General features: G+C 41.7%; 23 protein-coding genes and 1 pseudogene. 22 read left to right on the top strand and 2 right to left on the bottom strand.

From position 1 onward, the window contains the following. Positions 1–100: 100 nt before the first annotated feature. The 5 genes and pseudogenes from H5993_RS02020 (at position 101) to H5993_RS02000 (ending at position 4228) form a co-directional block, all read left to right on the top strand. Positions 101–538, top strand: a complete 438-nt coding sequence (locus tag H5993_RS02020) for a hypothetical protein (RefSeq protein WP_180870030.1) — start codon at positions 101–103, stop codon at positions 536–538. A gap of 260 nt (positions 539–798) precedes the next feature. Next, positions 799–1482: a hypothetical protein gene (locus H5993_RS02015; RefSeq protein ID WP_204776025.1), complete on the top strand. Its 684-nt coding sequence runs from the start codon at positions 799–801 to the stop codon at positions 1480–1482. A 163-nt stretch (positions 1483–1645) separates the two neighbouring features. Then, positions 1646–1795: a hypothetical protein gene (locus tag H5993_RS02010; RefSeq protein ID WP_180870025.1), complete on the top strand. Its 150-nt coding sequence runs from the start codon at positions 1646–1648 to the stop codon at positions 1793–1795. Further along, positions 1785–3091 (top strand): annotated as a pseudogene (locus tag H5993_RS02005) (glycosyltransferase family 2 protein). Before H5993_RS02010 ends, H5993_RS02005 begins: the two are co-directional and overlap by 11 nt. A gap of 12 nt (positions 3092–3103) precedes the next feature. After that, positions 3104–4228: a glycosyl hydrolase family 8 gene (locus H5993_RS02000; RefSeq protein ID WP_204776024.1), complete on the top strand. Its 1125-nt coding sequence runs from the start codon at positions 3104–3106 to the stop codon at positions 4226–4228. A 120-nt stretch (positions 4229–4348) separates the two neighbouring features. Here H5993_RS02000 and def read toward each other — a convergent pair whose 3' ends face one another. Continuing rightward, positions 4349–4909 (bottom strand): peptide deformylase, encoded by a 561-nt coding sequence (gene def, locus H5993_RS01995; protein WP_180870024.1) that lies wholly within the window; start codon positions 4907–4909, stop codon positions 4349–4351. Between the two features lie 174 nt (positions 4910–5083). Between def and H5993_RS01990 the strand changes: the two genes are divergently transcribed. The 13 genes from H5993_RS01990 (at position 5084) to holA (ending at position 16640) form a co-directional block, all read left to right on the top strand. Next, positions 5084–5368: a UPF0223 family protein gene (locus tag H5993_RS01990; protein ID WP_239457940.1), complete on the top strand. Its 285-nt coding sequence runs from the start codon at positions 5084–5086 to the stop codon at positions 5366–5368. Then, positions 5365–6129, top strand: a complete 765-nt coding sequence (locus H5993_RS01985) for an inositol monophosphatase family protein (protein ID WP_204776023.1) — start codon at positions 5365–5367, stop codon at positions 6127–6129. Before H5993_RS01990 ends, H5993_RS01985 begins: the two co-directional genes overlap by 4 nt. A gap of 77 nt (positions 6130–6206) precedes the next feature. Further along, the gene (gene typA, locus H5993_RS01980; protein WP_204776022.1) at positions 6207–8051 is read left to right on the top strand and encodes a translational GTPase TypA; all 1845 of its coding nucleotides are present in this window, start codon (positions 6207–6209) and stop codon (positions 8049–8051) included. A 354-nt stretch (positions 8052–8405) separates the two neighbouring features. Continuing rightward, positions 8406–9557, top strand: a complete 1152-nt coding sequence (locus H5993_RS01975) for an FtsW/RodA/SpoVE family cell cycle protein (RefSeq protein ID WP_239457939.1) — start codon at positions 8406–8408, stop codon at positions 9555–9557. Next, positions 9550–9828, top strand: coding sequence for a DUF2129 domain-containing protein (locus H5993_RS01970; RefSeq protein ID WP_180870017.1), 279 nt, complete (start codon positions 9550–9552; stop codon positions 9826–9828). The genes H5993_RS01975 and H5993_RS01970 overlap by 8 nt, the downstream gene beginning before the upstream one ends. 3 nt (positions 9829–9831) lie before the next feature. Then, positions 9832–10398, top strand: coding sequence for a 16S rRNA (guanine(966)-N(2))-methyltransferase RsmD (rsmD, locus tag H5993_RS01965; RefSeq protein ID WP_204776020.1), 567 nt, complete (start codon positions 9832–9834; stop codon positions 10396–10398). Beyond that, positions 10398–10919, top strand: coding sequence for a pantetheine-phosphate adenylyltransferase (gene coaD, locus H5993_RS01960; RefSeq protein ID WP_180870013.1), 522 nt, complete (start codon positions 10398–10400; stop codon positions 10917–10919). The genes rsmD and coaD overlap by 1 nt, the downstream gene beginning before the upstream one ends. Before the next feature lie 12 nt (positions 10920–10931). Beyond that, complete coding sequence (locus H5993_RS01955; RefSeq protein ID WP_204776019.1) at positions 10932–11987, top strand: SepM family pheromone-processing serine protease; 1056 nt, start codon at positions 10932–10934, stop codon at positions 11985–11987. A gap of 209 nt (positions 11988–12196) precedes the next feature. Next, positions 12197–12841, top strand: coding sequence for a helix-hairpin-helix domain-containing protein (locus tag H5993_RS01950; RefSeq protein WP_204776018.1), 645 nt, complete (start codon positions 12197–12199; stop codon positions 12839–12841). A 65-nt stretch (positions 12842–12906) separates the two neighbouring features. Next, a complete protein-coding gene (locus H5993_RS01945; protein ID WP_180870008.1) occupies positions 12907–13389 on the top strand; it encodes a ComE operon protein 2 in 483 nt (160 codons plus the stop codon). Between the two features lie 12 nt (positions 13390–13401). Then, a complete protein-coding gene (locus tag H5993_RS01940) occupies positions 13402–14028 on the top strand; it encodes a DUF4131 domain-containing protein (protein ID WP_204776049.1) in 627 nt (208 codons plus the stop codon). A gap of 12 nt (positions 14029–14040) precedes the next feature. Beyond that, positions 14041–15651 (top strand): DNA internalization-related competence protein ComEC/Rec2, encoded by a 1611-nt coding sequence (locus H5993_RS01935; RefSeq protein ID WP_204776017.1) that lies wholly within the window; start codon positions 14041–14043, stop codon positions 15649–15651. Continuing rightward, the gene (holA, locus tag H5993_RS01930) at positions 15621–16640 is read left to right on the top strand and encodes a DNA polymerase III subunit delta (RefSeq protein ID WP_204776016.1); all 1020 of its coding nucleotides are present in this window, start codon (positions 15621–15623) and stop codon (positions 16638–16640) included. The genes H5993_RS01935 and holA overlap by 31 nt, the downstream gene beginning before the upstream one ends. 376 nt (positions 16641–17016) lie before the next feature. Here the strand turns inward: holA and rpsT are convergent, their stop codons facing one another. Continuing rightward, on the bottom strand, positions 17017–17271 hold the full coding sequence (gene rpsT, locus H5993_RS01925) for a 30S ribosomal protein S20 (RefSeq protein WP_180870004.1): 255 nt from the start codon (positions 17269–17271) through the stop codon (positions 17017–17019). Positions 17272–17516: 245 nt separating this feature from the next. On the opposite strand from rpsT, the gene rpsO reads away from it, so the two are divergent. The 4 genes from rpsO to tuf all read left to right on the top strand — a co-directional run bounded on the left by rpsO (position 17517) and on the right by tuf (position 22355). Then, positions 17517–17786 (top strand): 30S ribosomal protein S15, encoded by a 270-nt coding sequence (rpsO, locus tag H5993_RS01920; protein WP_019205880.1) that lies wholly within the window; start codon positions 17517–17519, stop codon positions 17784–17786. 391 nt (positions 17787–18177) lie between these two features. Beyond that, positions 18178–19992, top strand: coding sequence for an RNase J family beta-CASP ribonuclease (locus tag H5993_RS01915; protein ID WP_204776015.1), 1815 nt, complete (start codon positions 18178–18180; stop codon positions 19990–19992). Positions 19993–20063: 71 nt separating this feature from the next. Beyond that, positions 20064–20966 carry a hypothetical protein gene (locus tag H5993_RS01910; protein WP_204776014.1) on the top strand — a complete coding sequence of 301 codons (903 nt, stop codon included), beginning with the start codon at positions 20064–20066 and terminating at the stop codon, positions 20964–20966. A gap of 198 nt (positions 20967–21164) precedes the next feature. Continuing rightward, the gene (gene tuf / locus H5993_RS01905) at positions 21165–22355 is read left to right on the top strand and encodes an elongation factor Tu (RefSeq protein ID WP_180870000.1); all 1191 of its coding nucleotides are present in this window, start codon (positions 21165–21167) and stop codon (positions 22353–22355) included. Positions 22356–22491 lie beyond the last annotated feature (136 nt).

The following is a 22491-nucleotide window of genomic DNA, read 5'->3' as shown; positions in this document are numbered from 1 at the left end:
CCAAATACTAATCTATTCTAGCACACTTCGGCAGGGAAGTCGTCCCAAATCCGAATAACTATGTTATCCTAAAGATAAAGAAACGAAAGGGGCGAGATAAATGTCCTTAATTATAACGGTAATTATTGCTTTTCTCTTAGTAGCATTCGGATACCAAATTTTCCACCGGATGCTCGTAAAACGAGCCACCCTGATGTTACAAAAAGAAGCCAAACAAGCAACGGATGCCATGGTAATTCCAATTTTAGAATCGTTAGTGGGTAATCAGGCGCCAACCGATTCGCAAATTATTGCTGATGTTTGGGGGAAAGGAGTCTTGGTATTTGAATATATTATTGATTTAAATCAGCTCACTGCTCAGCAAAAGGAAGGGCTTACCAAAGAAGCAGTTGCCAAACAATTAATTGATTCAACCGTTGAGTACCAAATTACCGACTGGTGGACCTATGAACAGGATTTACACATTGAAGTTGCTCAATTATCAAATGAAGCCACTAAAGAGTACGTTAAGGATATCGAAAAAGTGGACCGGCATTAAGCCTAAAAAGTGAGAAATTTCAGCGTTATTTGGGGCGAAGCATAAGTTTTCTACATTCGATTAAAAAGAGCAGGAAGTAAGCGAAAAGCTTCCTGCTTTTTTTATTTCAAAACTAAATTAGTGAGCTAGTTAAGCAGTTGTTTCAATTAGAATTTAATGTAGATAAACAATATACAATGATAGGCGAACTCGGTACAATAAAAAAGATTGACTAATTAATAAACATTTTTGAAAAAATGGGACAAATGGAGGAAGAAAGTGTGAAACGACAGAAGCAATTTGGGGTCTATTTGGCAGTCATTGCTCTCCTAATCTTCCCGCTGGGGATGGAAATGTGGGTGCAACGTTACCCGATTAATATTCAAGTCGGGTTGGGACTCCAAATCTTATTAGGGGCATTAGTGGGACTATTCGTTCCCGGGTTAATGCTTTCTTGGCTCTTGATTGGGTTGACATCAATTGGGATTGCAATTCTTTTATTTGGTTATTTGTTAATTCCCATCCCGGCTAAGTTATTATTGCTAGTTGCTTTTCCATTAATAGCATCGTTAACGACCGTTTTACGTTCAAAACTTATTGAATATCGGCAAATTGCGGCCGCGGAAAAAGAAATTAATCAATATTTAACGGAGCGGGATCCGATCGTTGATCTCCGAACTCAGAATGCGGCCCAAAGAACTTATCACATTTCCCAATCCCTGTTAGAAGAGGGAAAATTTGTGACTAGTCTAGATGTAACGGCCATTCACTGGGAACACCATCGGCAATATGAGCAATTTCACCTTCGTGAACACAATGATTTTTTAAAAACCATTTCCCAAGACTTAAAACAACATCGCCTGCCAAGTGAACAGTTCTTCTATTTAGATGATGCCACCTTTCTAATCTTTTCCTATAATTTAACACCATCACAGATTGAAACGCTCTCATCTTTGACGCGGTAACGCCTTGATAAACTCGCCCCCGAAAACCCAAAGGGGATTAAAATTGGCCGGACGCGGCTAACCCCAGTAACTGCCACTAAATATAACTTTGGACGGTTACTAAATCATCTGGTGCGGAAGTTGGAAACGGATATTTTGATTGAATATTTAGTGGAGGAAAACGATGATTAACGGATTTATGTGGCTTGCCATTGCAATCACAGTGATCTTCTTTCTTGCTTTTTTAGTCCTCTTTGTTTGTGACTGGATTATCTACTTTTTAGTTGAGCATACCGTGATTGAATCAAAGGAGGACGGTACAAGTGATCGTTAAAATTGTCTTAATGTTTACTTTGATCACGATCTGGATTGGCCTCTTAGTGGCATTAATTAATTTGTTTGGGGCAACTAAATTTTGGCTTGGTCACGCCACAAAGCGGACCCAGCTGAAGCCCCTTAAACGCTATCCAACAGTCACGATCGTGGTGCCAGCACATAATGAAGCGTTGGTAATTGGCCAAACGGTGCAGGCAATTTTGGATATGGCATATCCAAGTGACAAGTTGGAATTATTACTATATGCAGATAACTGTACGGATAATACGGCAAAAGAAATGTTAAAGGTCGTTTCCAAACCGGAATACGCAAAACAAACCATTAAGGTTATTCAGCGAAAGGGGACTGGTGGCAAAGCCGGAGTCTTAAACGATGCTTTAAAGATTGCACAAGGTGAATATATTGCGGTTTATGATGCTGATGCGATGCCGGAAGAACACGCCTTGTATTTTTTAATGCGGAAAATTCAAGAGGATCCTAAGAATTATGTGGCAGCGTATGGGCGGAATAAAACGCGAAATGCGCAACAGAATTTTTTAACCCGGTGTATTAATCAAGAAATTATGGTAACCCAGCGGATCCGCCATATTGCTTTATGGAACCTATTTGGCATTGGCTACATTCCGGGAACTAACTTTGTGATTTTAACTAGTGCGATGAAAGCAATAGGTGGTTGGCAAAACGGGGCCTTAACTGAAGATACGGACCTTTCTTTTAAATTAATGATCCAAGGCAAACAAATCGCCCTTGCTTATCAATCTGAGGCCTTCCAACAGGAACCAGAACATTTGAAGGATTACTATTATCAACGGTTGCGGTGGGCGAAGGGAAATTATCAAGTTGTCTTTATGAACTTTAAGCACCTCTTTGATCGCTCACACTGGCGGGTTAAGTTGGAAGAAGTATACTTTATTAGTAACTTTTTTTGGTTTAATTTAGCAGTTATCCTATCCTGTTTTTGATTAATGTTGGGGTTGGGGTACTAAGCATGATTGTTCCGGGTCAAGGGCTAGTAATTCCCTTCACCTTTGGGACCAATGCCTTATTACTATATCAAGTGTTATTGATTAATTGGGTTTTAATGATCCTTTTGTCGATCTTACAGGTTAACCTCAGTTTGGCAACTCAATTTGGCCAAACTAATCCGCAACAATTGTGGCTGGCCTTGGCTGCGTACTTTACGTATGGCCAAATTTTCATCGCTGTTTCGGTCCATGCCTTTTGTTCACTAATGGTTGACCGCATAACAGGACGAAAAGCCCATTGGGTGAAGACAAAACGGTTTGCAGATTGACGGAGGAAAATTATGAAGTTAAACCGATTTTTTTGGCTATTGATCGGCGTAATAACGGTGGCCTATGTTGCCATTCTTTCTTACGTCCGGTTAGATAATAATCACCAGTTACAAAATAATGTTTACCAACAATGGCATAGTCACTATGTGGTTGAATTACCTCATCAACAAATTATCGTAAACTCAAAAGCTGGGAATGGCCGGACCATGGTTGCTCTTTCTGAAGGACAAGGGTATGGGATGTTACTTACTTTAATGGCTGCTGAACACGGTTGGGCCAACCGAACCGAGTTTCAAAAGTATGTTAACTATTACCTTGCCAATCGGGATGTTCACCACGGCCAAAAGACTGCTTTGATGGCTTGGCGGCAATTTTATAATTCCAATGGGAAACTGATAAAAAGTAATCATAATTCCGCGACTGATGGGGATTTACTCATTGCCCAAGCTCTTTTTCGGGCTGATCGGCGGTGGCCGGGTCATCACTATGGTCAGTTAGGAAAAGAAATTTTAACGGCGGTTCTCCGGGATGAATATAATCCCCAGACGAAGGTGCTAACTGTTGGTAATTGGGTGACCAAGAAGAGTCATGATTGGAATTTGTTACGGACTTCAGACGTCATGCCAGAAGCCTTTGATGAGTTTTACCGGGCTACAGGAAATCATCAGTGGTTAGAGATTAAGCAAGTGATGTTAAAACGCTTAAATCAATTAAGTCATCAAAACAAGACCGGACTAGTTCCGGATTTTGCTTATATCACTGGCAATAGTGCTGTCCCAGCACAGCCAAATACGGTTGAAGGACCAAATGATGGTAACTATGCTGGAAATGCTTGTCGGGTACCGATGTTATTAGCACATAGTCATGATTCCCTTGCCCGGGATACAGAGAAACGGCTCTTAAAATTTTTCGAAAAGCAATCCCGGGTTACGGCAGGCTACCGACTTAATGGACAAGCGTTAAATCACTATCAAAGTAACAGTATCAGCGCCCCAGTATTTGCGGCTGTATCGGCTAATCGAAATGCTGGTTATGATTCCCTTTTCGTCCGGGAACGGGCAATCATTGAGCGTCCGCTACCAACGAATAGTTACTATGCAGCTACTTTAACGGCCCTTGTCGTTTTAGATCAATAGAGCGATACAGCATAGGGATGGGAAAAGCTCCCGGGTCGTGGTTTGGAGTAAGCTGAAGATGAAAAAAGCGGGTGAGCAGAAACGCGTTTCTGCTCACCCGCTTTTAGGTTTTAATCGCGACTAACTAAACATTACCGTTCCCTCAGGAGCTTCAAATGGATCATCTTTATTAATATGATCGTAAAATAGCACGCCCTTGAGGTGATCAATTTCGTGTTGGCAGACAATTGCTGGATAATGCTTTAGCCGAACCTTATGTTCATTACCATCAACATCCGTATATTTAAGAGTAATCCGGTCATGACGTGGAACGTAGCCAGGAATATCTTCGTCAACGGAAAGGCAACCTTCCCCCTCGGTCAGGGCTCCATATTGGACGGATTCACTGACAATTACGGGGTTAATGATAACGTCTTTAAATAATGGCTTGCCACCTTCTTCTTCCGGTGGGACGAGGACAGAAGCCATCTGCTTTGAAACCCCAACTTGCGGGGCAGCTAAACCTACCCCAGCTCGCAAACCATACTTCTTGCAAAGCTCAGGATCTTGACTAACTTCAAGATATTCCATTAATTTCCGCGCTAATTCCCGATCTTCGTCCGAAAGGGGAAATTCAACCTTAGCAGCCCGCTTACGAAGGACCGGGTTGCCATCACGCGTAATATCCTTCATTAAAAACAAAAAAATCCCTCCAATTTGAACGCTAATCTTACTTATGCTAGTGTAACACACCTTAATTAACTTCGGAAAGGGATCTCATCGTTTGGAAAAGTCAATCATTTAAGTCACCAAATTAGGAGCATCTCAGAAATGATGGTAAAATGTTCCCAATAATTTATTTTAAGAGGAATATAAATGATGAACGCAAATTACAGTTACCCCCTTGATCCAGGTTGGTCAGTTAAAGAAGTTGAAACCGTAATATCAATGTTTCGGGTTGTTGAAGATGCTTACGAAGTTGGGATTCCTGCACCTAAAATTTTGGAAGTTTATCAAGCCTTTAAAAAAGTTATCCCGGCTAAAAGTGAAGAAAAACGTCTTAGCAAGGCTTTTGCGCGGGTAAGTGGTTATGAACTTTACGAAGTTGTGAAAGTGGCAACTCAAAAGCAAAGCGGTCAGGTTAAATTAGGGGTAGAATGATGGAAAAATTAGATAAAAATTTACAGGACTTGATGTGGCAAGCACGCGAGCGAACCCTCCGGCAGATGCAGACCTCATTTGAGGTGGATCAAAAAACCCAATTTAATGATTTGGTAACTACAGTCGATAAGGACAATGAACGTTTTATTGATCAAGCTTTGAAGAAAATTGATCCAACATCGCAAATCATTAGCGAAGAGGGCTTTGGAGACCAAGTAAGTTCGCTCAAAGGCCGGGTTTATATTGTTGACCCAATTGATGGAACCCTTAATTTTGTTAAGCAAAAGACTAATTTCGCGATCATGTTGGCTTGCTATGAAGATGGTCAGCCGAAACTTGGTTACATTATGGACGTTATGAATAAGCGCCTTTATCATGGGGGACCCGAACTTGGTGTTTGGTGTAATGATACGCAATTAACGGCACCCCAAAATTTGAGCTTACGGGATTCTTTAATCGACATTAACCATGGAATCTTATTGTCAAGTAAGTATGATTTACAAACGGTTCTTAAACATGCCAGCGGCTTACGCTTATACGGGAGTGCGGGCATTGAAATGATTAATGTTTTGGAAGGGCGGCTTGGAATGTATCTTTCTTATTTAAAGCCTTGGGACTTAGCTGCCGGACGAGTTTTGGCGGAAACTCTCGGTCTGGTTGTCAAATCAATTGACAAACCGTCCTTAGATGTGCTATCATCCAACTTTGTATTAGTAGCGACGAAGCAAGTGGCGACTGACGTTTTCGCCCTTGTTAATTAGCCGGCTTACTGTGACAATTTGCGTCACAGTTTTTTTATGAAAAATTTTGATTCCATAAGAAGAAAGGAAGATTAGATTTGACATCGCGCGACGATATTCGAAACATTGCGATCATTGCCCACGTTGACCACGGTAAGACGACCTTAGTTAACGAAATGTTAAAGCAATCTGATACTTTACCAGAACACTTTGATATCCAAGATCGGGCTATGGATACCAACGCTATTGAACGTGAACGGGGGATTACGATTCTCTCAAAGAACACGGCGGTTAAGTACGGTAAGTACCAAATTAATATTCTAGATACTCCAGGTCACGCCGATTTTGGTGGTGAAGTTGAACGGGTTATGAAGATGGTTGACGGGGTGCTTTTGGTTGTCGATGCCTTTGAAGGAACGATGCCACAAACCCGGTTTGTTTTGAAGAAAGCTTTGGAACAACACCTTGTGCCAATTGTTGTGATTAACAAGGTTGACCGGAAAGGTGCTCGTCCAGAAGAAGTTGTGGATGAAGTCTTAGACCTTTTCATTGAATTAGGGGCTGACGAAGACCAACTTGACTTCCCAGTGGTATATGCTTCAGCAATGAACGGAACTTCAAGTTACGACTCCGATATTGCAAGCCAAGAACACACGATGAAGCCACTCTTTGATACCATTATCAAGACGATTCCTGCACCGATTGACAACTCAGATGAACCACTCCAATTCCAAGTTGCAATTCTTGATTACAACGATTTCGTTGGGCGGATCGGGATTGGTCGGGTCTTCCGTGGCCGGATCAAGGTCGGAGATCAAGTTACCTTAATGAAGCTTGATGGCTCCCAAAAGAGCTTCCGGGTTACAAAGCTCTTCGGGTTCTTTGGTTTAAAGCGGGAAGAAATCCAAGAAGCCCAAGCAGGTGATTTAATTGCCGTCTCTGGGATGGAAGATATCAACGTTGGGGAAACCGTTACCGATCCTAACCATCCAGAAGCCTTAACCCCGCTTCGGATTGATCCACCGACTTTGCAAATGACTTTCCGGACTAATGACTCACCATTTGCTGGTCGAGAAGGTGAATTTGTTACATCACGGCAACTTGAAAACCGGTTACGTTCCGAATTGCATACTGACGTTTCACTCCGGGTGGATGACACGGATGATCCAGGTGCATGGACGGTTTCTGGTCGTGGTGAATTACACCTTTCCATCTTGATTGAAACTTTACGGCGGGAAGGTTATGAATTAGCGGTTTCTCGGCCACAAGTTATCTACCGGGAAGTTGACGGGGTTGAATGTGAACCATTTGAAGAAGTTCAAGTTGATACTCCTGACGAATACACTGGTTCCGTAATTGACTCTCTTAACAAGCGGAAGGGTGAAATGCAAAACATGGAACAAACGGATAATGGTCAAACTCGTTTGACTTACCTTGTTCCATCACGGGGCTTAATTGGTTACTCAACAGAATTTATGTCCTTAACCCGTGGTTATGGGATTTTGAACCACACCTTTGAAAAGTATGCTCCAGTTATTCGAAACTGGAACCCAGGTCGGCAAAAGGGGACTTTGGTTTCCATGAATGCTGGGAAGGCAACGACTTACGCCATGATGGGAATCGAATCCCGGGGGACCTTGTTAATTGATCCAGGGACGGAAGTTTATGAAGGAATGATCGTTGGTGAAAACAGCCGGGAAAATGATATTACGGTTAACATCACCAAGGGTAAGAACTTGACGAACGTCCGGGCTGCTGGTTCTGATGAAATGGCGCGGATTAAGACGCCAACCCACTTGTCATTGGAAGAATCACTTGAATTCTTGAACGATGATGAATACTGTGAAATTACACCGCAAAATATTCGGTTACGGAAGCAGATTCTGAATACCAACGCCCGGGAAAAGGCTGCTAAGCGGCGTAAGCAAGCACAAAACAAGTAAGTGTGCGTTGAAAGAGGTTGGGAAAAAAGCTCCTTGACGGCCTGGTTGGGATAAGAAGAACGAAGGTTGATTCATTAGAATCAGCCTTTCGTTCGCACTTATCCGCTAAGGCCGTGCTTTTGGACCTTAGTTACTGAGTAACATTCGGAGATGTAAAGGAGGCCTGGAAGAAACGTGCGTTTCTTCCAGGCCTTTTTTTATCATTATCGTTTAAAATTTAGCTAATTAATCCTGCTTAGTATCAGAAGAATAAGGCTTGCGTTATAATGTTAAGCAGATAATTTTATCAAGGGCTAACAAATTAGTTAACGGGAATTCGAGGAAGTTATGAGGAAAATTCGGAAGAAAATTAGAATGCTTGATCTGTGGCTCTTTTTGCCATACATCATTTTATGTGGAATTGGAATCGTAATGGTTTATTCCGCCAGTGCCGCAATTCGAATGCAAACTGGGGGATCGCCAACTGCTTATTTAATTAAACAGGCAATTTACGTAATCATGGGGCTCATCATTACCCTTTTTATTTACAATATGAATATTGAAAAATTACGCTACCCCAAGCTGGTGAAGTACGGCTGTTGGGGGATAATTGGGCTATTAGTTTTGGTCCGACTAATCGGGCAAGCGGTTAATGGTGCTCGGGGTTGGTTAGATTTAGGTTTTTTTAGTATTCAACCTGCCGAAGTTGCCAAGTTTTACTTGATTATTTATTTGGCGCATCATTTTGCATCGATGGAAAATTATCCTAATCCAGATTATAAAATTAAGTATGTGCGCCCGGCATTAGTTGTTGTTGGAATTTTGGGTTTAATTTTGATTCAGCCAGATACTGGAGGGATGGCAATTAACGGAATCATCGCCCTCGTAATGTTTTTGGCTAGTAGTTCAACTTGGAAACGCAGTTCCTTAATTCTAACTTCAATTGTGATTTTGGTAATGCTTGGCTTGCCCCTTGGCTCAAGTTGGCTTGTTGACCATGCGGGAAATAGTTATCGGGTTGCTAGGTTTGTGGCTTACTTAAATCCATTTGGAACGAAAAATGGGGCCGGTAGCCAACTGGTTAATTCCTATTATGCGATTAGTAACGGCGGGTTGACCGGGGTTGGTCTAGGAAATAGTATTCAAAAGATGGGTTATTTACCAGAACCGAATACTGACTTTATCCTAGCAGTAATTGCCGAAGAACTTGGTTTTGTGATGGTAGTGATTATTTTAGGCTTAATCGCCGTCATTGTTTGTCGTTCAATTTATCTGGGAGCGAAAACTAATCACGTTTATGAAGGACTCCTTTGTTATGGGGTTGCCACTTTCTTTTGCATTGAAACGGTCTTTAATATTGGCGGAGTATCAGGCTTATTACCAATTACTGGGGTGACCTTACCATTTATCTCTTATGGTGGTTCAAGTATGGTCGTTTTAAGTGCTTCGCTAGGTTTAGTTTTAAACGTTGCTCGTCGAATTCATGAACGAGAAATTCAAGGGGAAGGGGCGACGATGAATGTTTAAAATTAAAGAACGGCAGAGTTTAGTTGTTTCGATTGCGAGTCGGCGAGTTATTCGCGTGCTGAGGCACTATGGCCGCATTCAATATGTTTCAAAAAAAATGCGGTATGTTATCATGTACGTCGATGCAGACCGAGTAGCAAGTGTTTTACCAGAAATTAAAAAGTTACGTAATGTAACCAAAGTCGTATTTTCTCACTGGCGCGAACTTGATCCTGAAGTGGTGGATCTAAAGTCGACCGGATTATATAAAACACAAGATGAGGATGATTAAAGAATGCGAGTAGTTTCAGGTGAGTTTCGGGGGCGAAAGTTGAGTGCCGTTCCGGGGATGGCAACGCGACCAACCACCGATAAAGTTAAGGAAGCTTTGTTTAATATTATTGGTCCCTACTTTGATGGGGGCGTGAGCTTAGATTTATTTGCGGGTAGCGGTGGTCTGAGTATTGAAGGGGTTAGCCGGGGCATTGACCGGGCGGTCCTGATTGACCGTCAATATGCGGCAATCAAGACAATTAAAAAGAACGTTGCGGCTACCAAACGGCCGGAAAAATTTAAAATTTTTAAGCAGGATGCTACTAAGGCGCTTCACCTTTTACAAAATCAAAATGAACATTTTGACTTAGTTTACCTCGATCCCCCGTATGCAAAACAAAAAATTGTTGAAAACCTGTCTTTGATGGTCGAACTTGGTTTATTAAACCCAGGGGCAGTGATTGTCGCCGAAACAAATCAAGAAGCCAACCTACCAGCTGATTTACCTGGCTTTGAAATGGTGCGCCGGCAAGATTATGGCATCACGATTTTGAACATTTATCACTTTACAGGAAGGAAGAACGATTAATGAAAGTAGCTATTTTTCCAGGAACTTTTGATCCTTTGACCCTTGGCCACCTCGATCTAATTAAGCGGGGGAGTGCCTTATTTGATCAGTTAGCTGTTGCAGTGATGACTAATACGGCCAAGGATCCGCTTTTTAGTGTTGAAGAACGGGTAGCCCAAGTTAAGAAGGCAACAAGTGGTTTTGATAATGTTTCGGTGATTACAGCAACTGGTCTGACGGTTAATCTGATGAACAAAATTGGCGCTGATTACTTGTTGCGGGGGTTACGGAATACTAATGACTTCCAGTACGAACGCGATATTGCGGCGATGAACCAATTTTTGGATGATCAAGTTGAAACGGTATTTTTGTTAGCCGATCCTAAGTATCAACATCTTTCAAGCAGTCTCTTGAAAGAAGTGGCCCGTTTTGGTGGTGATATTGATCCTTACTTACCATCAAATATTTCAGCCGACTTAGCCAAGCGGATGCAAAAACGGGAAGAAGAACGGATTAGCCTGCGCAACCAAAACCAAAAATAGGATGGCGATTGAATGAGTAAAAAACAGGATCAACGGATTTTGCGCCGGATTTTCGGAGTAATTGTGGCAATCCTATTTATTGGCTGGGCGCTGTTCTGGCCATTAAATAGCTACATCGAGAGTCCGGGATCAGCTGATGATCTCAAAGCCTATGTAAAGGTCCAAGGACATCCTGATAAACAAAAGGGTAGTTTTATGATTACTTCGGTTTATCTTCAACAAGCGCGACCGGCAACGTGGGTGTGGGCAAAGTTTAATCCGCATGCAACGATCGAATCAGCTGCGGAAGTGACTGGTGGACAATCAAATAAGACCTACAACAAAGTTCAAGATTTTTATATGCAAAGCGCAATCAATGAAGCAATTGCGGTTGCTTATAAAGCAGCCCACCAGGAATACACGAAAAAATATTTAGGAATCTATGTTCTTTCAGTGCAAAAGAATTCTAAATTCCGCCATCAGATTAAAGTGGGTGATACGATTACGGCTGTCAATGGTCATCACTTTAACAATGCTAGTGGGTATCAACAATACATTGCACACCAGAAGGTTGGGAGTCAACTTACAGTCACTTACCTTCACAATGGAAAAGTGGCCCAAGCAAAACAAAAGTTAGTGAAACTTGCAACTGGCAAAACTGGGATTGGCATCATCTTGACTGATAATGTTAAGGTTGATACCAAGATCAAGGCTTCAATCACCCCTGGGCAAATCGGTGGGCCCTCTGGTGGTTTGATGTTTGCCCTCCAGGTATACAATCAACTAACCCAGACAAATTTACGGCACGGGTTAAAGATTGCGGGGACGGGAACGATCAATGCCAAGGGCCAAGTTGGTGAAATCGGCGGAATTGATAAAAAGGTGATCGCTGCTCATAAAGCCGGGGCAAAGATTTTCTTTGCCCCATATGTTAAACCAACTAAAGAGCTTCTTAAGTATGAAGAAGGTCATCAAACGAATTATCAAATGGCCAAAGCAACCGCTAAAAAATATGCGCCGGGGATGAAGGTTGTCCCGGTTCAAACCTTTAATGATGCGGTTAAGTATTTAAAAAATTATCATGAATAAAGAACTTAACAGTGAGGCTGGGGAAAAAGCTCCTTGACGGCCTCACTGTTTTTGTATTACCAACTCCTGATTTAAGATATTGACAGTACTTTTATCAAACACCTAGAAATTTTGATGTCAGCCCTTTAGCTTACTGCAAGCAAAAAAAATTGAGAATGCTACTAATTTTGCGGCATTTTTTACGTATATATATATTAGGGGGTGAAAAAATGGAACAGTTACTTGCTAAGTTACGTGAGCTTTGGGAAATGCATCGAAAGGAAGTGATCATTGGGATCATAAGTATCATCTTTGGGGGCTATTATTGGTACCAGCATCAGGGGATGAATGCGAATTTGGCAACTAATAATGCCGTTAACCAAACTAGTCAGGTTAAGTCGATAGCTAGTTCAGCAACGCCCACTGGAAAGGTTACGGTTGACATAAAAGGAGCGGTTAACAAACCCGGAGTTTACACTTTACCTAAAACGTCGCGGGTTCAAGAAGCCGTTACGGCGGCTGGTGGTCAGACTAGTCAAGCGGATATGCATCAGGTAAACTTGGCTAAAGAATTGATGGATCAACAAGTAGTTTATATTCCGGTCCAGGGAGAACAACTGTCGGGAGTGACAACGGCTTCTGCGACTGGTTTGGATGGTTCAACTGATAGTTCGGGGAGTCAGCCAAAAATTAATTTAAATCAAGCTACCAAAGATGATTTGCTGAAGATAAGTGGGATTGGTGATAAAAAAGCTGATAAAATCATTGAATATCGCCAAAGTCATGGACAGTTTAAAACGATTGATGAGTTAAAAAATGTCGATGGGTTTGGCGAAAAAACCGTCGCAAAATTAAAAGAGCAACTTGCGGTTTAATCTGGTGTCCCCTTCAAACTTTGCTATACTAGAACTACTATTGAAAATTGAATGGGGGTATTATTGTGCAGAAAAGAATTGATTGGGATCAGTACTTTATGATTCAGGCAGCTTTGTTGGCTTCGCGGTCAACGTGTAAGCGTCTATCTGTCGGGGCCGTCTTGGTCCGTGATAAGCGGATTATCGGTAGTGGTTATAATGGCTCCGTATCTGGCGACGTCCATTGTATTGATGAAGATTGTTGCCTGCGGGATGGTCATTGTGTGCGGACGATCCATGCGGAAATGAATGCCATTTTACAATGTGCTCGATTTGGGACATCAACGGATGGGGCAGTGGTTTATGTAACTGATTTTCCGTGCTTACAATGTACTAAGAGCTTACTTCAAGCGGGAATTACCCAAATTAATTATTTGCGAAATTATCATAATGATGAATATGCAATGCGTTTAATTACCATGAAGGGGGTTAAACTCCACCAGATTAAACTTGATCCAGATATTTTGGATGAGGTCAATTTAGACCAATATATCCATCCAAAGGATTAGCTTACGGTTCAAATTTGGACTTTCTTTGCGGCGGTAGGGGTTTCGTTACTAGCGGCAGTTAGCCTTGCTCATCAATGGTGGGCAATTTTTGCCCTCGGCTACTTTCTGTGGCGCTTACTAACTTGGCGTTCGAAAAGCGGTCGGTGGCTAGTGGTGATTTGTTGCATCCTAATGGGTGGACGGTGCTGGTTACAGATTCAGCATCAGCAAAAACAAACTCTCGTAACTGAGAAAACCGGGACCTACCAAGTCACTGTCTTACCTGATCAGTGGCGAGTTAATGGTAATTTTGACCAGGCAACGGGAAAGTATCAAAATCAAAAAGTCCTGGTTCAGTTATTTCTAACCAGTAAGCAACAGCAACGCGAATTAATGACAGTTACCCAACCAGTTCGTCTTCAAATTCATGGTAAAATTAGTCCCTTACTACCAGCAACTAATCAAAATCAATTTGATTATCGTTTTTACGAACAACAATTAGGGATTTATAACCAAATTAAGGGTCAAGGAAGTTTGCGCCTATTGCCAGGGCAGACTTTACTTGACCAGCTCCATTGCTTGCGAGCTCGGATAAGTCACCGTTTTACTAATTTCCCGCAACCCCTGGCAAGTTATTGTCAACGTCTCCTTTTAGGATAAAGTGATCCAGAGTTGGCAACCACAATTGGGGCAGCGCGTGAACTCGGAGTGATCCATCTTTTCTGTTTATCAGGTTTACACGCCTTCGTTTTTGTTGGATTGCTTGAATTTGTTCTGCGTCAACTTCACTTGACCCAAGAAACAATTACGTTGGTTGCTATTTTGGCCTTACCGTTTCTTTGGATCCTGGGAGGTGGGGCGGTAAGTTTAACCCGGGCGGTTCTGATGCTAGAACTCCAATTAATTGCGAAAGCTTTGGGAAAGAATCAACAGGTAGCTTGGAATACCAGCTTAATTATTCATTCCTTGATTATGCCTGGAGTACTCCTATCGTTGGGGGGGCAGCTATCTTATTTATTAGCCTTAGCAATCGGGCGCTGTCGGATCACCCATCCGGGTTTACGGGCAATTGCTATTCAGTTGGTAGGCTTACCAGCATTACTCGTTTCCGCATACCAATTTCATTTTTTAACGGTCCTTTTAAATTGGCTATTAATCCCACTATTTGGTAGTTTTATTTTACCGGCTGTTATCGTGACCGCTGGATTTGGTCAGAGCCTGCCAATCTTAATTTCAATTACTAACCAACTCTTGTTAATCTTTCAAAATACTTTAATTCAAATTGCGGCTTGGCCGGGAAATGTTTACTTTGGTAAAATTAGCCCGCTAATTGCAGTCGGCTTAACGGTGATGGCGTTAGTTTTGATTGAAAAGGAGTCTCGTTTTAGACGGTATTGGTCGCTATTAGGATCGATGTACCTCATTTGTTTTTGTTTTATCCATTTCCCCCTTAGTGGTGAGGTAACCTTTGTCGATATTGGGCAAGGAGATTGTGCAATTATTCGCACACCGTTTAATCGCCAGGTAATTATGATTGATACTGGTGGCCAATTGACTTTTCGCCAACCAGCTTGGGCAAAGCGAATAAATATGAATGACCGGGCGACCAGTACCAGCATTAATTACTTAAAAAGTAAAGGAATTCACCGGGTTGATTATCTATGCTTAAGCCATAGTGATGCTGATCACATTGGTTTTACTAGTACGGTTATGAAAAATTTACAAGTTAAAACAATCTTAGTACCAGCGGGAATGGAGAAAATGCCAAAATTTACCAAACGGTTACCAAAGAAAGTAGCGATAGTCCCGGTAACTGACCAGCAACATTTGGAAGGGTTCCCGCTATTGATTTTGCATCCATTTAAAACAGGACAGGGTAAAAATGAAGACTCAATGGTTTTATGGGGAGAATTGGGGGGTAAAAAATTTATCTTTAGCGGTGATCTTGATCGAGCTGATGAACGTGCTGTTATCAAAAAATATCCATCAGTCCAAGCGGATATCGTAAAATTAGGTCACCATGGAAGTAAAACAGCAAGTGATCCTCAATATTTAAGCCACCTTCACCCCCAATTGGCAATCATTTCAGCGGGACGTCAAAATCGGTATGGCCACCCAAATCAAGAAACGATTCAAACTTTAAAGCGAATTGGATGTCCCTTTATGTCGACGCAGAATCGGGGGATGATTACTTACCAATATTGGGGAAAACGGGGAAGCATAATCACAAAATTAAAGGGAAGTGAATTAAAATGGATGTTGCCGCTCTACGCACGCAATTAAAAACAGTTCCACCAGCTCCAGTCTATTTAGTTTTAGGGACCCAACAGGTCTTAATCGATCAAGCAAGAGAAGCTTTTTTGAAGCTGATTCCAGCCGAAGAACAAGTCATGAATGTTGGCTCCTATGATTTAGAAGAAACCAGCCTAGCCGATGCGATTGACGATGCGGAATCAAGTCCTTTTTTTGGAGAACGGCGCTTGGTAATTTTAAATAAGCCAACTTTTTTAACCGGTGGAAATAGTCGTGGGAAAATTAAACAGAATCCAGATTTACTTCAAGATTATTTAAAGGCTCCTCAGCCATCAACGGTTTTAGTTATTTTAGCCCCATATGAGAAACTAGACGGTCGCAAGGGAGTGGTCAAGGCATTAAAGAAGCAAGCGGTTGAAGTTAGTGCTGCACCACTAACTGAAAAAGAGGCCCGGCAATTAATTCAAAGTCAAGTCCAAACGGCTGGGTACCGATTCGAAGACGAAGCCTTAGATGAACTGATTCGCCGGACAAATGCCGATTATGGGCGTATGATGGCTTGGTTACCACAATTAAAATTACTTGATATTGATACTAAAACCATTAAGTTAACCAGCGTTAAAGGTCTGGTTACTCAATCTTTAGATGAGAATGTTTTTGACTTAGTAACTGCGGTTTTAAAACGGCAACAAGAACATTCGCTGGATTTGTACCGGCAATTGATTGCTGCCCAACAACAACCACTTCAGATTAATGCGGTTTTAGTTAGTCAATTTCGGTTACTCTTGCAAGTTAAAATTTTAGCGGCCCGGGGTTTGAGTCAAGCAACTTTAGCTAAGCAACTTCGAGTTCACCCATACCGGGTAAAATTAGCATTGCAAACGGTTCGAAATTTTAGCCTTCCGCGCCTTGCGCAAGCATTTTTAGGGTTAATTCAAATTGAAAAAGCTCTGAAGACTACTAGTCGGTCACCAGAGCTACTATTTCAATTATTTTTACTTAAGTATCAAGCTAATTGATTATTTGTCTTGAAAACTTTGAGGAGGATGGAGGTTGGGAAAAAGCTCCTTGACGGCCTGGGTGGGATAAGAAGAACGAAGGTTGATTCATCAGAATCGGCCTTTCGTTCGCACTTATCCGCTAAGGCCGTGATTTGGAGCGAACCAGCCAACTGGTTTGGCGTTTGTGAGCCCATGCAAGGCTGAATCGGTTGGTGCGACCGTCAAGGAAGCAACTGCCATTCAGCTACTGCTTTGACCTTAGTTACTGAGTAACATTCGGAGATAAAAAAGGGGCTGGGAAGAAGCACAAGCTTCTTTCCATGCCTCATCCTCTTCTTTTTTATGTACAAAAAAACTGGTGTTTGTCACTTGACTAACACCAGTTTTATTTTAATTACTTAGCAAGACGTGCAGCGAGACGTGACTTGTCACGAGCTGCCTTATTAGCCTTAATTAAGCCCTTAGAGTGGGCCCGGTCGATAGCGGAGACTGCTTGCTTGTAAAGGTCTTCTACGTTGTCGGCCCCGGCTAACTTAGCCTTGTCGAACTTTTTAATAGCAGTCCGCATAGCGCTCATTTGAGAAGCATTCCGTGCAGCTGCCTTTTCGTTAACGCGGACGCGTTCGATTGCTGACTTGATAATTGGCATTTTAATTTCACCTCCGGACCTTTTGGTATCGGTTGACCAGAATTTTTCAACATTTGTCATTATACAGAATCATTAGCTTCATTGCAATAGTTGATCCATAATGAAAAAAGAAAACTTGCAATTAATGCCAGAATTTAGTATATTATCAACGGTCGCTAATGACCAGCCTATTTCTCAGTTTAACGATCCTCACCGACGTTTTACTTAGAATTAGGGGTTTAAAAATGAAAGGTGGGAAAATAGTTATGGCTATTTCAAAGGAAAAGAAGAACGAAATCATCAAGCAATACGCTACGCACGAAGGAGACACTGGTTCTACTCAAGTTCAAGTTGCTGTTTTAACTGCTGATATTAACGAACTTAACGAACACATCCGGACGCACAAGCATGATTACCACTCACAACGTGGTTTGATGAAGAAGATTGGTCACCGGCGTAACCTTCTGGCTTACCTTCGGCGGACTGACTTACCTGCTTACCGTGAATTGATCAAGAGCCTTGGTCTTCGTCGGTAATTTCCTTAAGAGGTCGAGAGAAAACCTTCTCAACAGTCTAAAAAGGATAAGGAGAGGGTTGAATCATAAGAATTGGGCTTGGAGCGATTAGCGGCAGTTGCCGTTCAGCTACTGTTTCGTTTGAACTTATGCTCTAAGTCCATGGTTTTCGACCGTAACTTCTGAGTAATATTCAGAGATGTGAGAAAGACTAGGAAGAATTCACGTTTCTTCCTAGTCTTTTTTCCTTTTTTTAAGGTGAAAACTAAGATTATTGACAAACCTTTGAATTGCTAAGCGTGGGTGTGGTAAGATGTTACTAATTAATATTCTGTATGAAATATCGGTTAGCTTACCCAACCATTATCAGCTAACTAAGACAGTTGAATCAATTTAAAGGAGACTTTTTAGCGTGAGTAAAATTAATGTAATTCCCTTTGGGGGCGTGCGCGAAAACGGCAAGAATATGTATGCCGTTGAAATTAATGAACAAATATTTATTTTAGATTGTGGTCTAAAATATCCTGAAAACGAATTGATGGGGATTGATGTTGTTATTCCCGATTGGTCGTATCTTAAGGAACATGCGGATCGTATCGCGGGAGTTTTCTTAACCCATGGCCACGCTGATGCAATTGGAGCCTTGCCTTACTTTTTAATGGATTTCAAAGTTCCGGTTTTTGGAAGTAAGTTAACAATTGAATTAGCTAAGTTAGCAGTTAAGCAACATAAACAAGTTAAGAAATTTAATGATTTTCATGAAGTTGATCCGGCAACGGAAATAGACTTCCAAGACGTAACGGTTAGCTTCTTTAGTATCACGCATACCTTACCAAATACCTTAGGGATTGTTTTGCATACCGATGAGGGTGAAATTGTTTACACGGGTGATTTTAAGTTTGATCAAACTGCTCGTGATGGTTACCGGACGGACCTTGCAAGATTAGCTCAAATTGGTCAAAACGGCGTTTTACTATTATTGAGTGATTCGGCAGGGGCAGCATTAACCGATGCTTCGACCCGAGAAAAGGATATTGCTGCCTACATTAAGGATGTTTTTGAAAACCATAATGGTCGGATCGTTGTTGGAAGTGTTGCATCAAATATTATGCGGGTTCAACAAATTTTTGATGCCGCAGAAGCTAGTGGGCGGAAGGTTGTTCTCTCTGGTGGACAAGATCTGGAGCAAATCATTAGTACGGCAATGAATTTAGGTAAGTTGCACTTTGATGCTAAACTCCTAATTTCAATGGAAGAAACGGAAGATTTAGAACCAAGTCAAGTCGTGATCCTTGAGACTGGTAAAATGGGCGCCCCAATTAAAGCTTTACAAGAGATTGCCAATGGCGATGATCCAAAAGTTCAACTCGGGGAAGGCGACTTGGTATTTGTTGCTACTACTCCTTCATATGCGATGGAAGCAGTGGTCCAAAAAGTTACTGACATGCTTTACCGGACTGGAGCAGAAGTGAAGTTTATTGCTCAAGATCTTAATCCATCGGGGCACGGAAACCAAAATGATGAACAATTAATGCTTAACTTCATGCACCCAACTTTCTTTATGCCAATTCAAGGAGAATATCGCCTTCTTGATCAACATGCCATTTTGGCAGAAGAAGTTGGTATTCCTCGCGAAAACATTTTCTTAACGAATAAGGGGGATGTATTGACCTACCAAGATGGGACTTTCCACCTTGGTGATCGGATTGAAGTCGGTAACACCATGATCGATGGAATTGGGGTCGGTGATATCGGGAATATTGTGCTTCGTGATCGGCGGGTTCTTTCAGAAGATGGGATTTTTGTCGTGGTGGCAACAATTGATCGGAAGAAGAAGCAAATTGTTACCCGGCCACAAATTACTTCCCGTGGTTTTGTCTTTGTGAAGACAAATCGGCAATTAATGAAGCAAAGTGCAGAATTAGTTGAACAAATTATCCAGGAGGACCTTGACCAAAAAGAATTTGATTGGAGTCATTTAAAGCAAAATGTGCGCGACAAATTAAATCGGTTCTTGTTTAATCAGACCAAGCGTCATCCGGTAATTTTGCCAGTCATTATGGAAATTAACCAACATCCAAAGCGGAAAAACAAGCCGAAGAAGCAAACCGCTACTCCCAAAACTAAAGAAGGTGGCAAGGCAAAACGTCAAAGTAACCGTCCATCACGTGGGCGAGGAAAAAAGCGGAAGCGGCAGGAAACAGCAAAACAGACTGATGAAAAATAATTATTAAGATCGGGGCTAGGAAGAAGAGGAGTTCTTCCTGGCCTCTTCTTTTAACAAATTAAGGAGAGAAAATGACAGATAAGCAAAATGAGCAGTTAAATCAGGCCCAGCAGGCGCTGAAGGCGGGTGAAACGGAAAAAGCCTTAAAGAAGCTAGCAACTTTGAATGATGAAGTTGATGCTTATGAGGTTAACTTAGCATACGTAAAGGCTTTAACACAGGCAGAAAACTATACTCAAGCCTTAGTAATTGCGAATGAACGACGTTTTGAGTACCAAAATTCAGCTACCGGGGTAGAATTATTAATTAATCTTGAATTGAAAAATGGTAACTTTATCAATGCCCGATTATTAGTTGAATCTTTGCCAGAAATTCCAAAAAATAGATTTCAAAAAAATATTCATTTATCCGAACATCAAGCCTTAGTTTCAATGCCGCAGACTTTAAGAACCCGTCAACAACATTTCTTTCATTTAGGTGATGGGGGATTTATAAAGCAACAGCGGAATTTTAACGACGCTGTTCAACTACCTCTAGACCTGTATTTACAAGGAAGTCAGTTTGTTTTAAGGGATCCATTTGTCAAACCAATTATCAAGAGTAGCTTAGTTCAAGTATTGGTCAAATTGAAAATCAACAAGGAATTTAAGCTCTTATGGTTGGATAACCATGAATACCCAATTATTCCGGCAAAATTTGCAACCATCGAAACACATCCAACTGTTGAGCACGTTTACCACGTTCTCCAACATAAATATGAAAATAATGATCCGATAACTTATCATATGCGGTTACAACAATTTAATCTCCAAGTTGCCTTACTTTATCCGTTCATTAATAAAGCTATTATTGATCCGCAAAAGTGGGTAGCTATCATGGGGACTCCCCGTCAAGGCGGAGAAGCACCAATCGTGCAAGAAATGCGAAATTGGCAGGAACGTTTAAACCAAATTTTGGTTCAAATGGGAATCTAGCAATTTGATTCCGAAAAAGTTAGTCAAATCCGTTTACAAATCAAGGGTGAACTGATATTATGATTAAGAATTCTGGTTAACTAATTTTCTTCTTTGAATTAGCGATCAGAAGTAGTACAATAAGATATAAGGGTGTGTCTAGTCATTTTTTAAATGGATAGGCATGATACTTGTAATTTACTCAGGAGGGTTTCATAAATGGCAGAAAAAGAACATTATGAACGTACTAAACCACACGTTAACATTGGTACTATTGGCCACGTTGACCACGGTAAGACTACTTTAACTGCAGCTATTACTAAGGTATTGGCTGAAAAGGGCTTGGCTAAGGCAGAAGATTACTCTGATATCGATGCTGCTCCAGAAGAAAAGGAACGTGGTATCACTATCAACACTGCCCACGTTGAATACGAAACTGAAAAGCGTCACTACGCTCACATCGACGCCCCAGGTCACGCTGACTACGTTAAGAACATGATCACTGGTGCTGCTCAAATGGATGGTGCTATCTTGGTTGTTGCCGCAACTGATGGTCCTATGCCACAAACCCGTGAACACATTCTTCTTGCTCGTCAAGTTGGTGTTCAATACATTGTTGTCTTCTTGAACAAGACTGACCTTGTTGACGATGATGAATTGGTTGACTTAGTTGAAATGGAAGTTCGTGACCTCTTGTCCGAATACGACTTCCCTGGTGACGATATTCCAGTTATTCGTGGGTCCGCTTTAAAGGCCCTCGAAGGTGACGAAGAACAAGAAAAGGTTATCCTTCACTTGCTCGACGTTGTTGACGAATACATCCCAACTCCACAACGTCCTACTGACAAGCCATTCATGATGCCAGTTGAAGACGTCTTCACGATTACTGGTCGTGGGACTGTTGCTTCTGGTCGTATCGATCGTGGGACTGTTAAGATCGGTGACGAAGTTGAAATCGTTGGTTTGAAGGATGAAATCCTTAAGTCAACCGTTACTGGTGTTGAAATGTTCCACAAGACGCTTGACCTTGGTGAAGCTGGGGACAACGTTGGGGTATTGCTTCGTGGTATCTCACATGACCAAATCGAACGTGGTCAAGTTTTGGCTGCTCCAGGTTCCATCCAAACTCACAAGGAATTCAAGGGTGAAGTCTACGTTATGACCAAGGAAGAAGGGGGTCGTCACACTCCATTCTTCTCAAACTACCGTCCACAATTCTACTTCCACACGACTGACGTTACTGGGACTATTGAATTACCAGATGGTGTAGAAATGGTTATGCCAGGGGACAACGTAACCTTTACTGTTGCCCTTCAAAAGCCAGTTGCCATTGAAAAGGGTCTTAAGTTCACTATTCGTGAAGGTGGACACACTGTTGGTGCCGGTGTGGTATCAGAAGTGCTTGACTAATTTTATTGGTTAAAATGAAAAGAGGTTGAGGAAACTCAACCTCTTTTTTGCTTTTTTCGGGGTCTACAATATTTGGTACTGATAGGAGTAAAATCCTAGCAGTACCAATTTTTTTGATTTAGGGGATTTTATGTAT

The organism is Limosilactobacillus alvi, from assembly GCF_016900115.1.
GTDB classification, from domain to species: domain Bacteria; phylum Bacillota; class Bacilli; order Lactobacillales; family Lactobacillaceae; genus Limosilactobacillus; species Limosilactobacillus alvi.
This window is presented reverse-complemented; position numbering and strand designations above follow the sequence as displayed.

Coding starts and splice junctions, on each gene's coding strand:
- H5993_RS02020 (WP_180870030.1), top strand. CDS start 101: ATGTCCTTAATTATAACGGTAATTATTGCTTTTCTCTTAGTAGCATTC.
- H5993_RS02010 (WP_180870025.1), top strand. CDS start 1,646: ATGATTAACGGATTTATGTGGCTTGCCATTGCAATCACAGTGATCTTC.
- H5993_RS02000 (WP_204776024.1), top strand. CDS start 3,104: ATGAAGTTAAACCGATTTTTTTGGCTATTGATCGGCGTAATAACGGTG.
- H5993_RS01990 (WP_239457940.1), top strand. CDS start 5,084: ATGATGAACGCAAATTACAGTTACCCCCTTGATCCAGGTTGGTCAGTT.
- H5993_RS01985 (WP_204776023.1), top strand. CDS start 5,365: ATGATGGAAAAATTAGATAAAAATTTACAGGACTTGATGTGGCAAGCA.
- H5993_RS01975 (WP_239457939.1), top strand. CDS start 8,406: ATGCTTGATCTGTGGCTCTTTTTGCCATACATCATTTTATGTGGAATT.
- H5993_RS01970 (WP_180870017.1), top strand. CDS start 9,550: ATGTTTAAAATTAAAGAACGGCAGAGTTTAGTTGTTTCGATTGCGAGT.
- rsmD (WP_204776020.1), top strand. CDS start 9,832: ATGCGAGTAGTTTCAGGTGAGTTTCGGGGGCGAAAGTTGAGTGCCGTT.
- coaD (WP_180870013.1), top strand. CDS start 10,398: ATGAAAGTAGCTATTTTTCCAGGAACTTTTGATCCTTTGACCCTTGGC.
- H5993_RS01955 (WP_204776019.1), top strand. CDS start 10,932: ATGAGTAAAAAACAGGATCAACGGATTTTGCGCCGGATTTTCGGAGTA.
- H5993_RS01950 (WP_204776018.1), top strand. CDS start 12,197: ATGGAACAGTTACTTGCTAAGTTACGTGAGCTTTGGGAAATGCATCGA.
- holA (WP_204776016.1), top strand. CDS start 15,621: ATGGATGTTGCCGCTCTACGCACGCAATTAAAAACAGTTCCACCAGCT.
- rpsT (WP_180870004.1), bottom strand. CDS start 17,271: ATGCCAATTATCAAGTCAGCAATCGAACGCGTCCGCGTTAACGAAAAG.
- rpsO (WP_019205880.1), top strand. CDS start 17,517: ATGGCTATTTCAAAGGAAAAGAAGAACGAAATCATCAAGCAATACGCT.
- H5993_RS01910 (WP_204776014.1), top strand. CDS start 20,064: ATGACAGATAAGCAAAATGAGCAGTTAAATCAGGCCCAGCAGGCGCTG.
- tuf (WP_180870000.1), top strand. CDS start 21,165: ATGGCAGAAAAAGAACATTATGAACGTACTAAACCACACGTTAACATT.